Here is a 12,596-nt window from a genome sequence, read left to right on the forward strand (position 1 = left end):
CCTGGACCGGCTGCGAGCGCGACACGGCGACCCTGTCGGGCGGCGAGACCTTCTTCGCCTCGCTGTCCCTCGCGCTCGGCCTCGCTGACGTCGTCACCGACGAGGCGGGCGGCATGCAACTCGACACGCTCTTCATCGACGAGGGCTTCGGCAGCCTCGACGAGCAGACCCTCGACGAGGTCCTCGACGTGCTGGACTCGCTGCGCGAGCGGGACCGCACGGTCGGCATCGTCAGCCATGTCGCGGATCTGCGGCAGCGGATCCCGGCCCAGCTGCGGGTGGTCAAGGACCGGGCGGGCTCGTCCGTACGCCACTCCACGGCGGCGGACCCCGGCTGAGAGCGAACGGCGGCCGGGCCCGCCCGCTGCTTCCGCGGCGGGCCCGGCCACCGGCCGGTGCCTACTGGCTTATGGCCCGCCGGGAGAGCGGTGAGGAGTACACGACGCTGGTGGTCACCGACCCGAGCGCGCCGATGCGGCCCGCGACTTCCTCCAGGTGCCGCATCGAGCGCGCCGCGACCTTGAGCAGGAAGCAGTCGTCGCCCGTGACATGGTGCGCCTCCAGGACCTCGGGGGTGACGGCGAGCAGTTCGTGGAACGGCTTGTAGTTGCCGGTCGGGTAGCGCAGCCGTACGAACGCCAGCACCGGCAGCCCGAGCTTCTCCGGTTCGAGCACCGCGGTGTATCCGGAGATCACCCCGGCCTCCTCCAGGCGGCGGACCCGCTCGGTGACGGCGCTCGACGACATGCTGACGGTGCGCGCCAGCTCGGCGAAGCCCGCGCGGCCGTCGCTCTGCAGGGCGTCGAGGATGCGCCAGTCGGTGGCGTCAGGCGAATAACCGGTCATGGTCGATAAGTAGCAGGGAAAACCCCGGCAGATCAAGGGTTTTGCCGGGGAACCTCGCAGTGCCGAATCCGGTACCGGAGCGGTACCGTAGGTGGTATGCCAGCGCTCAACATCGAATACACCGAAGAGGAACTCGCCGCGGTGCGCGCCGCCGCGGCCGCCGACGGCAAGAGTGTGAAGGCGTATGTGCACGACCTGACCGTCAGGGAACAGCAGCGGCGGTTGTTCGTCCAGACCGCGGCCGCGTTCTGGAACGAGCACCGCGAGGAGTTCGACGCCGCCTTCCCCGACGAGGTGCCCCGCACCGACCGGCCGAGCGCGGCTGCCTGATGCCTCTGCAGATCGATCTGCCCTGGCTGCTGGGCATCCAGGAGCAGAAGCTGGACGAGGAGCCCGTCGTCCACGACTACACCGCGCTCGCCGCCGCCGTCGCCCGGCACGCCTTCGACGCCGCGAAGTTCGAGCACGAGCCCGACACAGCCTGGCGCGCCGCCGCGCTGATGGAGACCCTCGTGCGGCTCCAGCCGCTCCCCGGGCGCAACAGTCTGTACGCGTGCATGGTGGTGGTCGCCTATATGGCCGCCGCGGGCGAGGGCGTCGACGCTCCGTACGGCGCCATGGTCGACCTGGCCCGTGACATCAAGGACTACCAGGCTGATGTCTACGAGAGCGCCGACCGCATTCGCGGCTGGCGGATCTGACCGGCCGGCTGCGGGCCCGGTCCCGGTCACCGCGACACGCACCGGATAGTCGTCGGGGCCGGTCAGCTGGAACAGGGCCCGCGACCCGGGCAGCGCGCGGGTGCCGGGAGGCGCCCCCAGGCGATTGAGGACAGCTGTCCACCGGCCGGACCGGCCCAGGGGAACGCGGCTCAGCGCCGCCCCGTCGACTCCGGGGAGGCCGTCCCGGACAGCAAGCCCGAGATCCCCGCGGGAGGCGCGGACGCCAGCCGCGCGGTGACCACCAGCGTGCCGTCCTCGATCTGGTAATCCAGCGGTAGGTCCAGGCCGCGCATGGCGGAGATCATCCCGGTGTTGGACGACTGGGTGACGGCGTAGACGCTGTCGCAGCCCGCCTCGACGGCGAGCCTCACGAGCCGCCGCAGCAGCTCCGCGCCGATCCCGCGCCGCTGCCAGTCGTCCTCGACCAGCAGCGCGACCTCGGTCTCGTCGCCGTCCCAGAGCAGATGGCCGAGCGCGACCAGCTTCCCCGAGGTGGTCTGCACGGCCAGGGTGCGGCCGAAGCGCGGGCTGAGCAGGTGGCCGAGGTAGCGGTCGGCGTCCCGGACGGGGCCGTGGTAGCGCAGGCTCAGCGTCTGCGGCGAGCAGCGGTCGTGCATCTCGCGGGCGGCCTCCTGGTCGGCGGAGCCGGCCCGGCGCACGGTGATCTCGTTGCCCTCCGGCAGGGTCAGCACATCGCGGCGGTGCGGCACCCGGGGACCGAGCAGCCCGTCCAGCTCGACGAGCGCGCGGGCCCGCGCGAACTCGGTCGGGGTGAAGGGCAGATACGGCCGCTCGACGGTGATCGTGCCGCCGGAGGGGTCGCGCAGCCGGATCACCGTCTCCTCCAGCACACCGTCCGCCGGAACGCCGCTCTGGTCCCTGCGGTGTCCGCCGACCGAGACGGCGGGCAGCGAGTGGATGCTGCACCGGCCCAGCAGCTGACGCAGCGCCAACGGCAGCTCGGAGGTGTCCAGGGCGGTGCGGGTCGCGAGGCCCAGTACCCGGGTCGGGCCGTCCACCAGGTCGTGCGCGTCGGCCCGTTCGACCCAGGTGCTGCTGCCGCCGGCGGAGGCCGCCGCGCGGGTCAGCTCGGCGGGCAGCAGCCAGGCCGGGGCGCGCAGCAAAAACTCGTCCACGGTGCCGTCGGACAGCGGGTGGGTCTGCAGTGTGAGGATGTCCACCCGGTGCCGGGCGAGCGCCGCGCACACCGTCGCGAGGCTGCCCGGCTCGTCCCGTACGGTCGTCCGCATCCGCCACAGCGCCGTCTCGTCCGTCTCGCCCGCGGGGCTCCGCTCCAGGTCACAGGGGGCGACGGCGACGGGGACGATCGCTGCGGCGCGTGTATCGGTCGGCGGCGGAGCGTGTGTGTGATGGCGTGCCCACCAGGTGTGGAACCCGGTCGTCGCCAGCAGTAGGGCGGCCGAGGCGACCAGCAGGACCGGGCCGTCGGGGCCGTGCGCGATGGTGTTGGCGATCGCGTCCGCCACCGCCACGGCGGTGAACAGCGCGGCGAGTTCGACCAGATCACGCCGCCAGTGATGAGCCCGCTTGGAGCGCCGCGGTCGCCGGGAGTGCTTGTCCGGATTCATTTCAGTCATGACACCACCCTGCCGGAAGGGTGTTGCCTGATCACGAACGCTTTGTGACCGATGGGTTAAGACGTTTCTGGACAGCTACCGACCGTTTTTGGCCTTATGGGCGAGATCCTTGGCCGCCGCGCTGCGCAGGACTGTCCCGCAGCGCCGGGCATACGCGCGCTGGAAGACCGGGGCGAGCGGCCCGGCCGCCTTGGTGAACCACCGGGCGGGGCGGCTGAACGCGGTCACCGTCAGCACCACCGAACCGTCCGCGCGCAGCGCGACGACGAACGACTCCTCGCCGCTCTCGGGATGACCGGACAGCGCGCCGTAGCCGAACCCGATCCGGGTCCCGTCCTCGACCGTCCACACCACCCGGCACGGCGCGCGCAGCCGCAGCCGCCCGACGCCGAGACCGACGGTGACGCGCACGCCCGGCGCGGCGCGGGGCGCGCCGGCCTCGACCGACACGCCTACGGCCCGGTGCATCCGCCAGTCCAACAACGCCTCGCCCGCGGCGCGCAGCGTCCCGGGCCCGTGGCCGAGCAGGGTCCGCACCCGCAGATGGTGGTAGCCGGGCGGCAGCGCGGCGGTCCGGGAGAGGTCGGCGTCGCGGGTCGCGCCGACCTCGGCGTAATGGTGTCCAGCGGTGATCTCACCCATGGGCCGGCTCAACGCAGAGCTGCGAGAGCGTCCTCCATTCCGCGGCGGAAGGTCGGGTAGGCGTAGATCATGTGCCGCAGCCGCTCCACCGGGACCTCGGCCTGCACCGCCACGGCTAGGCCGTAGAGCACCTCGCCGCCCATCGGCCCGGCGGAGGTCGCGCCGACCAGCACCCCGCGGTCGGCGTCCTCGACGAGTTTGATGAAGCCCTGGTTGCCCGCCTTGTGGATCCAGCCGCGAGTGGAGGTCGGGACCTGCCCGACGCCGGTGCGCACCCGCAGGTTCCGCTCCCGCGCCTGCTGCTCCGTCAGCCCCACCGCGCCGATCTCCGGATCGGTGAAGGTGACTCGGGGGACCGCGCGGTAGTCGGCCTCCGGGCCCGGCTCGTTCAGCAGCGCGCGGGCCGCGATCTCCGCTTGGTACATCGCCATATGGGTGAACGCGCCGCGCCCGGTCACATCGCCGATCGCCCAGAGGCCCGGACCGGCCGACATCCGGCCGTCCACCTCCAGCGCCCTGGCGCCGGGGTCGAGGTCGACGGTGTCCATGCCCAGCTCGGACAGGTCGACCCGGCGCCCGGTCGCGACCAGCAGGCATTCGGCCGTCAGCTCCTCGCCGCCCTCCAGCCGGACGGTGAACCCGGCTCCGCTGTGGCTGACTTCGGCCGCCCGCGCCCCGGTCCGTACGGCCAGGCCCTCGGCGCTCAGCACCTCGGAGGCCAGCGCCGAGGACTCCGGCTCCTCCGGCGGACACTCGCCGCCCACCAGCTCGGCCTCCACACCGGCGACCCGCAGGCCCGCGTCGGCCATCCGCCCGGCCACATGCTCGCCGCCCGGCCCCAAGCCCACCACTACGACATCCACCTGCTCGGTCATCCCGCCGCACCCTTCCCGCTGCCGTTGGCGCCCACCACCTTGGCCGGTGGGGCCGCCCGGGGCCAGTCGACGGCCGATTCCGGTGACGCTTTCGTACCCGCTTTCGTACCCGCGCCGGCCGTCAGCCCGCACAGCAGCCGTCTCGCCCGGCTCACGGCCGGGACGAGCCCCGGCTCTCCGCCGGCGCGGCGAGCCCCGGTATCCGGCCCGAGGCGACCCCGCGAGCCGGTCGCCCTCCGCGGCGCCCAGCTCCGCCGCCGCGACGGCCGCCCGCCGGCACCGCTCCGGCCGCCGTATCACCGCGCGCTCCCGACGCGCTCCGACGCCGCGCCCCGGCGCAGCATCCGTACCGCGAGCGCGTGCTTGCACGGCCCGCGCCCGCCCCGGTACTGCGCCCACCACGGGCAGGTGCAGCTCAGGGGGCCGCTCGCGTGCCGCACCCGGTGCGCGTGGTCGCCGGAGGCGACCGACGCCATTTCGCCGTCCAGCGTCACCGCGCCCGTGTCGAGCAGCGCGCGGGCCGCCCGCAGCCGCGGGGTGTGCCGCTCGGCGCGCTCCGCGTCGTACGGCAGCTCCCGGTGGAAGTACGCGGCCTCCGCCGTGTCGTAGCCGACCCGGCCCGCGGTCGCCAGCCGGGTCAGGGCGGCCTGTGCGCGCCGCACGCTCAGCCCGGCCCGCTCCGCCAGCTCGGCGGGGTCGATGCGCGGCTCCCAGGCCAGCAGGACGGAGACCAACTCGGCGTCCTCCGCGGCCTCGTGGGTGCTCAGCGCCTCCAGCGCCCCGCCCTCGCCCGAGAAGCCGCGGCTCGTCTCGGGCGAGAGCATCAGCGTGAGCCGCATGCCCGGCATCGAGACCTCCCAGGCGCTCGCGACCGGGGCGGCCCGCGCGGCCACCGGCGGCCCGTAGACCCGCAGGCCCGTCACATGCCGCAGTACGCGTTGCAGGGCGGCCAGCCGCTCCGGTCCCGGCAGGCACACCGCGCCCGGCGCCGGCCGGGTGACGGGGCGCAGCGAACGGCCCGCCGGGGTCAGCCACTGGGCGCCGGGCGACGAGTCCCGGGCGTGGCCGCGCGGCAGCGAGCGCAGGAAGCCCAGCGCGTCGGCCCCGGTCAGCTCGGCCCGCAGGTCGAAGCCGGAAGCGATCACCTGGGTCTCGGCGAACCCCCGCAGCCAGTGGTCCGGCAGCGGCACCTTCTTCTCCAGCACCGGCCCGCCGAGGGGGGTGACGGCAGGCTCATCGGGACCGACCCGCAGACGCGTCGGGTCGCCCGCACCGATCCGGGACAGCGCCTCCCGCAGCGGGACGTTGACGTCCACATTCGTCGTGCCGTGGCCGATCTGGCCGCCGTCCAGCCCGGCGCGCAGCACGTCCAGCCGGGCGTGGACCCCGCGGCAGCCGGAGAACGACTCGAACCGCAGCCGGTCGCCGTTGCCGCTGACCACCGGGTCCAGCGAACGGCCCAGCAGCCGCTGGCCATAGCGGGCCGCCGCCACATCGGCGACCGACAGCAGACCGGCGGCGGCGGCCTGCGGAGAGGCCAGAAAGCCGGAGAAGAACGACGGGTGGGGCCGGGTCCCGCCGGCGGTGCTCCCGCCCGAGGTCTCCAGGGCCAACAGCTTCCCGTCCCGGGCGTTCCGGATTGCCGATGGGCGGAGATAGGCGAAGACCTGTACGGATCGCGTCATGATCGGAACGGTAGGTCCAGGCACTGACAACGGGCGGTGAGCGGGGGGAAGGAGACGGCCGGAGCGCCGCCCCTTCCCCCAGGTCAGCCCCCGTTCACTGCCCGACGCGCCCCGGTTGCAGCACCTTCGAGAACAGCACCGCGCCACCGTCCGCGCGCAGCCGTACCGTCAGCTCGCCGCTGCCCCCGTCGATCTCCACCTCGCCGTAGTACTGATTGCCGTCCGCCGGCGGAGTGTTGGCCTTCGCCGGCGCCTTCACGAAGGGCTGTTCGGGTCCGAAGGTGCCGTCCAGCTTGAGTGCCGGGTAGCCGCCCGCGTTGATCGGCCCCGACACGAACTCCCAGAACGGCGCGAAGTCCTTGAACGCGGCCCGCGACGGGTCGTAGTGCTGCGCCGAGGTGTAGTGCACGTCCGCTGTCAGCCACACCGTGCCCGTGACGCGCTGGTGCTTGATGTGCCGCAGCAGCTCGGCGATCTGCAGTTCACGGCCGAGCGGCGCTCCCGGATCGCCCTGCGCGACCGCTTCGAAGTTGGCCGCCCCGTCCGGGACGACCAGCCCCAGCGGCATATCGGAGGCGATCACCTTCCACACCGCCCGCGAGCGCTTCAACTCCCGCTTCAGCCAGGTCAGTTGCTCGGCACCGAGGATGCCCTGCCCGTCCGCCGTCTGCCGGCCCGGCGAATTGGCGTTGCGGTAGGTGCGCATGTCCAGCACGAACACGTCGAGCATCGGCCCGTGTCGCAGTACGCGGTACACCCGGCCGTCCTTGTCGGGGCGCAGCGTCGAGACGGGGAAGTACTCGCTCCACGCCCGCAGTGAGCGGGCCGCGAGGACGTCCGCGTTCTTCTCGGTGTAGCGGGCGTCGTTGAGGATCTGCCCCGGATACCAGTTGTTGTGCACCTCGTGGTCGTCCCACTGGACGATGGACGGCACCTGGGCGTTGAAGCGCCGCAGGTTCTCGTCGAGCAGGTTGTAGCGGAAGTTGCCGCGGAACTCGGCCAGCGTCTCGGCGACCTTCGACTTCTCCTCCGTGGTGACGTTGCGCCAGGTGCTGCCGTCGGGGAGGGCGACGGTGGGCAGGATGGGGCCGTCCGCGTAGATGTTGTCGCCGCTGCACAGGAAGAAGTCCGGGTCCAGCCGGCGCATCTCCTCGTAGACGCGATAGCCGCCCCGGTCCGGGTTGATGCCCCAGCCCTGCCCCGCGATATCGCCGGACCACAGGAAGCGCACGTCCTCGCGGCGCGCGGGCGCGGTGCGGAAGGTGCCGTACACCGGTTCGCCGGTCCGCCGCGGGTCGTCGGGGTCCGCGAGCAGCACTCGGTAGTGGATCTGCTCGCCGGGCGGCAGGCCGCGCAGCGAGGTGGTCCCGGTGAAGTCCGTGCCGGGGCCGAGCACCGGACCGTGCGTCCTGCGGACCTTGCGGAAGGACTCGGTCGCCGAGGTCTCCACGATCATCCGGGCGCGCCGGTCGGAGCGCACCCACACCAGCCCCGATGACGTGGTGACGTCCCCGACCTCGACGCCCCACCGGGCGGCGGGCCGTCCGGACAGCGCCTGCGCGGGCGCCGCCCCGAGGACGGACGGCAGGGCGAGCGCCGCCGAGAGGGCGATACCGCCCTGGAGTACCGCGCGTCTGACGGGCTCCGGGTTGGGCCGACTCATCGTGTTCAACTCGTCTCCTGTGGAAGGACGGATCACTGTGCCGTGCCACCTCTACCGGGTCGCCGTGCCGCGCACCGGAACGCCCAGTGAACAACTCGCGCACCGCGGAAGGAAGCCCGCCGCACCGTCGCCTTCGGGCCGGGCCCGTCCCGGCCGTACGCCCCGCCCGCCGGCCGGGCGCGGATGGCGGGCGGGAGGTCCGGCAGCGGGGTGCCCGGTCCCGGTCGCAGCCCACGCCCGGAGCACCGGCTTCGGCAGCTCGCGATGGAGCAGGTCGTCCTGATGGCCGAACCACCGCCGCCGGCCCGCGAGGACGCGGCCGGTACGGCGAACGCGGTGCCGGCCGGCTCAGCGGGCGGTGTCGAGGATGACCCGTGCGACCCTCGCCGGATCGTCGCTCATCGGCACATGCCCGCAGCCGGGCAGCCGTACGAGTCGCGCGTCCGGAATCGTGTGCTTGGCGCGGATGCCCTGGCGGCGCGGCAGCAGCCGGTCGCGGCTTCCCCAGGCGATCGTCACCGGCACGTCCGGTATGTCGTCGGTGAAGCGCACCCCGGCGCGGCCGACCGTGAGCGTCTGCGCGAAGCCGGTGGCCTCGCGCAGCGCCCGCGTCTCGTCCGCCACGGCCTGCGGCGAGCGCCGTCCGGGCCTGGCGTAGATGGAGCCGGTCAGGGCCATCCGGCCGACGGCGGTGCGGGCCAGCTGGGCGACCACCGGCTGGGGCAGCAGCTTCGCTCCGGCCCGCATCGCGCCGAGGACTCCGAACGCGTAGCGCCGCTCGCCCTCGGTCCAGAATCCGGCGGGGGAGAGCGCGGTCACCGACCGCACCAGCTTCTCCCGGCCGAGCTCCAGCGCGAGCAGTCCGCCGAGCGAATTCCCGGCCACATGCGGGCGGTCGACGCCCAGCGCCTTGAAGGTCGCGGCCAGCGCCCGCACCACGGAGGGCACGTCGTAGCCGATGCCGGCCGGCAGCGCGGGGGAGGCGCCGAAGCCGGGCAGGTCCAGCGCGATCACGTCGTACGAGGCGGCCAGGATGCCGAGCACCGGCTCCCACGCCTGCCAGTGGTGCCCGATGCCGTGCAGCAGGACGAGCGGCTCGCCCGCGCCGCGCCGTTCGTAGGCGACCCGGAGGGCGGGCAGCCCCTCGGGGGTGGCGTGGACGAAGGAGACCGGTGCGGTCACGGGAGACTCCAAGGGGTGCGGGGAGAGGTGTCGGCGCTCGTCGGTACTCGCCGGTAGTACTAGACACCATGTCAGCAACTCGACGCGGCGGGAAGGCCGCTCGTCGGTCCGCGGGACCCGCTTCGTACCGCGCCCGCGACGCCCGACGCGCCCTGCCGGTCCTGGACACGCGATACCGGCGGCTTGGGCCGGACCGTGCCGCAGAACACACCGCTTCGCCGGATCCCGCCTGGACAAGGCTCGGGGAGCGCGGTGGGATGGGTCGGTGGCCACCGATACCGCGACCGCAGTCTTCGAAGCGCACCGACCCGTCCTGACCGGCGTCGCCTACCGCATGCTCGGCCGCGTCGCCGACGCCGAGGACGTCGTCCAGGAGGCCTGGCTGCGCTGGTCGGGCGCCGACCGGGAGACCGTCCGCGAACCACGCGCCTACCTGGTGCGGATCACCACCCGGCTGGCCATCGACCGGCTCCGCCAGGTGCGGGCGCGGCGCGAGGCGTACGTGGGGCCCTGGCTGCCCGAGCCGATCGTCACCGACTTCGGCCCCACCGCCCCGGACACCGCGGAGCAGGCGCTGCTCGCCGAGTCCGTGACCCTGGCCGTGCTCGTCGTCCTGGAGTCGCTCTCGCCGCTGGAGCGCGCGGTGTTCGTGCTGCGGGAGGCCTTCGGCTACCCGCACGCGGAGATCGCCTCGATCCTCGACCGCAGCGAGTCGTCCGTGCGCCAGCTCGCGGGGCGGGCCCGGCGGCATGTCGACGAGGGCAGGCCGCGCTTCCCGGTGGACCCGGTCGAACAGCGCGATCTGACCGAGCGCTTCCTCGCCGCGGCCGCCGGCGGCGACCTGGACGGGCTGCTGGCGCTGCTGGCCCCCGACGTCCGGCTGGTCGGCGACAGCGGCGGCAAGGCGAAGGCGCCGCTGCGGGTCATCGAAACCGCGGACAAGGTCGGCCGCTTCCTCATCGGCGCGGCCAAGTCGCCCATTCCCGCTGCGGAGTTCGTGTTCGTGGAGCTCAACGGCGGGCCCGCGCTGCTGGTGCTCTCGGAGGGCCGCGCGGACGCGGTGTTCAGCATGGAGGTCGCCGACGGGAAGATCCAGTCGGTCTACGTCATACGCAACCCGGACAAGCTCGCGCGGCTGCCACTGCCCTGAGCGGTTCCCGGGGGCGGCCCCCGGCGCGAGCAGCATCCGGCGTGAACCCCGAGGCCGCCGGAGCTGCGCCGGCGCGACCCTCCCCTCGCTGTCTCCAGTGCCGCGACGGGGCGAAGCCTGCCGGGAGGGGCACTAGAGCCCGCCGGCCACCCGCAGCACCGCGCCCGTCGTGTACGAAGCGTCCGGCGACATCAGCCACGCCACCGCCGCCGCGACCTCGTCCGGCTCGCCCGGCCGCCGCATGGGCACCCGCTCGGGGTTGCGCCACGGCCGCTCCGGGTCGCCCATCGCGGCGTGGATCTCCGTGACGATCAACCCCGGCTGGACGGAGTTCACCCGGACCCCGTCCGGGGCCAACTCCTTGGCCAGGCCCAGCGTCAGCGCGTCGATGGCCGCCTTGCTGGCCGCGTAGTGCACGTACTCTCCGGGGCTGCCCAGCGTGGCGCCGCCCGAGGAGATGTTGACGATGGCGCCGCCCTGGCCGCCGTAGCGGGTCGACAGCTCCAGAGCCGCGCGGCGCGCGCACAGCAGCGCGCCCATCACGTTGACGTCCACGACCCGCCGCATCTCGGCGACCGGCGTCTCGGTGAAACGGCCCAGCGGACCGGTGATCCCGGCGTTGTTGACCAGCCCGGTGATCGGCCCCAGCGCCTCCTTCACCGTGTCGAAGAGGGCGTCGACCTGCTCCTCGACGCTGGTGTCCACCTGGACCGCCACCGCCTGCCCGCCCGCCGCCCGCACGCCGGCCGCCGATTTCTCCGCCGCGTCCCGGTCCCGCTCGTAGCCGATGCCGACGCGGTGCCCGGCGTGCCCGAGCCGTAGCGCGACGGCCGCGCCGATGCCCCGGCCGCCGCCCGTGACCACAGTGATCTCGCCCATGCGCTGTTCCTCCCCTGTACACCCCGTTGGATCGGTCGAAGCTACCGCACGTCACCGACGGGATCGAGGATTGGTCTTGACCAAGGGTGGGCTCCGTCCTATGGTCGCAGGGTTAGTGCAAGGACCTTTAATAAACAAGGGCGCATAAAAGCAGCCGGGACACGGCGATTGCGGAGGACAGGGTGGCGACCACGCAGCTGGACACGGTGCCGGAGCCGAAGTACTGGCATCTCAAGACAGTGCTCACGGACGCCCTCGACTCGGAGTTCTCGGTGGGCGAGATCCTGCCCAACGAGCGCGAGCTGGCGGCCCGGTTCGGCGTCGCCAGAGCCACCCTCCGGCAGGCCCTCGAACAGCTCGAACTCGAAGGCCGGCTGCAGCGCCGCCGGGGCGTCGGCACCACCGTGGCCCCGCCGCGGATGGGTGTCGCCGTCGGACCCGCGCAGCACACCTGGCCGGGCGAGGGCGACGACGCCTGGCAGCCCGTCGGCTGCTCCGACGCCACACCGCCGGCCGCCGTCGCCGCACTCCTGGAGACCGAGCCGGACGCACTGGTGCACACCGTGCGCCGCAGCCGGGTGACGCACGGCCAGCCGGTCGCCGCCGAGCTGCTGTACGTCCCGGCGGGCTCGGTGCCGGACCTCAGCGCCATCGACGTCCCGGCGGGCCCGGCCCGCGCCCGCTCCGTGCTGCGCGAGCTGCAGCGCCTCGAACTGACCGGCCAGGACCGGGCGGTGGAGCTCGGCTCCGCGCGCGCCGACGACGCCAAGCAGCTCGACCGGCTGCCCGGCGCTCCGGTGCTCGTCCTGACCACCCGCTACTTCGTGGGCGCCCGCACCGCCGCCGTCGCGGTGGCGACGTACCGCGCCGACACCTGCCGCCTCACCTTCGGCGACAGCGGCGGCATAGAGATCACCCACCAGGGCGAAGGCCGGCAGCGCCGCGCTTCCTGAGACCTGAGGCCGGCTCCGGACGCTCACCCGGGCGTCCGGGCTCCGGGCCACCGGTTCCCCTCTCCTCGGTGCCCGGTCTTCGGATGCCGGGCCGGTACGGGAGGACTGCGTAGCGGAGAGGCGCGTCGCAACGGCGTCAGCGGCGGGCCGTCACCGCGCCCTCGACCGCGAAGAGCTGCTCCTCCACATGGTCCAGCGCCAGCCGCAGCGCGCCCGTCGCGACGGCGGCCTCGCCCAGCAGCGACTGCGCGACCTGGGGCGGGCGTAGGCAGTACCGCGCCAACTCGTCCCGCAGCGGGTCCAGTACGCCGTCGAGTCCGGCGGCCCAGCCGCCGACCACCACCAGCTCCGGATCGAGCGCCAGCACCAGTGCCGCGACGTCGTGCACCAGCCGCTGGATG

At 73.7% G+C, this 12,596-nt stretch carries 13 protein-coding genes and 1 pseudogene; 5 read left to right on the plus strand and 9 right to left on the minus strand.

Going from position 1 to position 12,596, the window contains the following annotated elements:
- The coding region (locus QMK28_RS31970; RefSeq protein WP_326443200.1) for an SbcC/MukB-like Walker B domain-containing protein at positions 1-338 on the plus strand (338 nt) is incomplete at its 5' end.
- 61 nt (positions 339-399) lie between these two features.
- Here the strand turns inward: QMK28_RS31970 and QMK28_RS31975 are convergent.
- Positions 400-846, minus strand: coding sequence for an Lrp/AsnC family transcriptional regulator (locus tag QMK28_RS31975; RefSeq protein WP_326443201.1), 447 nt, complete (start codon positions 844-846; stop codon positions 400-402).
- Between the two features lie 96 nt (positions 847-942).
- Between QMK28_RS31975 and QMK28_RS31980 the strand changes: the two genes are divergently transcribed.
- Both QMK28_RS31980 and QMK28_RS31985 read left to right on the plus strand, forming a co-directional pair.
- Positions 943-1,176: a hypothetical protein gene (locus QMK28_RS31980; protein ID WP_326443202.1), complete on the plus strand. Its 234-nt coding sequence runs from the start codon at positions 943-945 to the stop codon at positions 1,174-1,176.
- Complete coding sequence (locus QMK28_RS31985; RefSeq protein ID WP_326443203.1) at positions 1,176-1,547, plus strand: toxin Doc; 372 nt, start codon at positions 1,176-1,178, stop codon at positions 1,545-1,547. The genes QMK28_RS31980 and QMK28_RS31985 overlap by 1 nt, the downstream gene beginning before the upstream one ends.
- A gap of 170 nt (positions 1,548-1,717) precedes the next feature.
- On the opposite strand, the gene QMK28_RS31990 is transcribed toward QMK28_RS31985, so the two are convergent.
- The 6 genes from QMK28_RS31990 to QMK28_RS32015 form a co-directional block, all read right to left on the minus strand.
- A complete protein-coding gene (locus QMK28_RS31990; RefSeq protein WP_326443204.1) occupies positions 1,718-3,166 on the minus strand; it encodes a GNAT family N-acetyltransferase in 1,449 nt (482 codons plus the stop codon).
- 75 nt (positions 3,167-3,241) lie between these two features.
- On the minus strand, positions 3,242-3,808 hold the full coding sequence (locus QMK28_RS31995; protein WP_326443205.1) for a DUF1990 family protein: 567 nt from the start codon (positions 3,806-3,808) through the stop codon (positions 3,242-3,244).
- Between the two features lie 8 nt (positions 3,809-3,816).
- Positions 3,817-4,683 (minus strand): FAD-dependent oxidoreductase, encoded by an 867-nt coding sequence (locus tag QMK28_RS32000; RefSeq protein WP_326443206.1) that lies wholly within the window; start codon positions 4,681-4,683, stop codon positions 3,817-3,819.
- Between the two features lie 296 nt (positions 4,684-4,979).
- Complete coding sequence (locus QMK28_RS32005) at positions 4,980-6,368, minus strand: SWIM zinc finger family protein (protein WP_326443207.1); 1,389 nt, start codon at positions 6,366-6,368, stop codon at positions 4,980-4,982.
- Positions 6,369-6,462: 94 nt separating this feature from the next.
- Positions 6,463-8,031 (minus strand): alkaline phosphatase D family protein, encoded by a 1,569-nt coding sequence (locus tag QMK28_RS32010; protein ID WP_326443212.1) that lies wholly within the window; start codon positions 8,029-8,031, stop codon positions 6,463-6,465.
- Positions 8,032-8,379: 348 nt separating this feature from the next.
- Complete coding sequence (locus tag QMK28_RS32015; protein WP_326443208.1) at positions 8,380-9,213, minus strand: alpha/beta fold hydrolase; 834 nt, start codon at positions 9,211-9,213, stop codon at positions 8,380-8,382.
- A gap of 265 nt (positions 9,214-9,478) precedes the next feature.
- Between QMK28_RS32015 and QMK28_RS32020 the strand changes: the two genes are divergently transcribed.
- Positions 9,479-10,363, plus strand: a complete 885-nt coding sequence (locus tag QMK28_RS32020) for an RNA polymerase sigma-70 factor (protein ID WP_326443209.1) — start codon at positions 9,479-9,481, stop codon at positions 10,361-10,363.
- A 132-nt stretch (positions 10,364-10,495) separates the two neighbouring features.
- Here QMK28_RS32020 and QMK28_RS32025 read toward each other — a convergent pair whose 3' ends face one another.
- Positions 10,496-11,242 (minus strand): SDR family oxidoreductase, encoded by a 747-nt coding sequence (locus QMK28_RS32025; RefSeq protein ID WP_326443210.1) that lies wholly within the window; start codon positions 11,240-11,242, stop codon positions 10,496-10,498.
- Between the two features lie 182 nt (positions 11,243-11,424).
- On the opposite strand from QMK28_RS32025, the gene QMK28_RS32030 reads away from it, so the two are divergent.
- Positions 11,425-12,195, plus strand: a complete 771-nt coding sequence (locus QMK28_RS32030; protein WP_326443211.1) for a GntR family transcriptional regulator — start codon at positions 11,425-11,427, stop codon at positions 12,193-12,195.
- A gap of 136 nt (positions 12,196-12,331) precedes the next feature.
- On the opposite strand, the pseudogene QMK28_RS32035 reads toward QMK28_RS32030, so the two are convergent.
- Positions 12,332-12,596 (minus strand): annotated as a pseudogene (locus QMK28_RS32035) (transcriptional regulator); the annotation flags it as partial.

The organism is Streptomyces sp. H27-D2 (assembly GCF_035828615.1).
Taxonomy (GTDB): Bacteria; Actinomycetota; Actinomycetes; order Streptomycetales; family Streptomycetaceae; genus Streptomyces.

Bases quoted from the DNA above. Each gene is read 5' to 3' on its own strand.
- QMK28_RS32010 (WP_326443212.1), bottom strand. From the start codon at position 8,031: ATGAGTCGGCCCAACCCGGAGCCCGTCAGACGCGCGGTACTCCAGGGC.
- QMK28_RS32000 (WP_326443206.1), bottom strand. From the start codon at position 4,683: ATGACCGAGCAGGTGGATGTCGTAGTGGTGGGCTTGGGGCCGGGCGGC.
- QMK28_RS31975 (WP_326443201.1), bottom strand. From the start codon at position 846: ATGACCGGTTATTCGCCTGACGCCACCGACTGGCGCATCCTCGACGCC.
- QMK28_RS31990 (WP_326443204.1), bottom strand. From the start codon at position 3,166: ATGACTGAAATGAATCCGGACAAGCACTCCCGGCGACCGCGGCGCTCC.
- QMK28_RS32005 (WP_326443207.1), bottom strand. From the start codon at position 6,368: ATGACGCGATCCGTACAGGTCTTCGCCTATCTCCGCCCATCGGCAATC.
- QMK28_RS32025 (WP_326443210.1), bottom strand. From the start codon at position 11,242: ATGGGCGAGATCACTGTGGTCACGGGCGGCGGCCGGGGCATCGGCGCG.
- QMK28_RS31995 (WP_326443205.1), bottom strand. From the start codon at position 3,808: ATGGGTGAGATCACCGCTGGACACCATTACGCCGAGGTCGGCGCGACC.
- QMK28_RS31985 (WP_326443203.1), top strand. From the start codon at position 1,176: ATGCCTCTGCAGATCGATCTGCCCTGGCTGCTGGGCATCCAGGAGCAG.
- QMK28_RS31980 (WP_326443202.1), top strand. From the start codon at position 943: ATGCCAGCGCTCAACATCGAATACACCGAAGAGGAACTCGCCGCGGTG.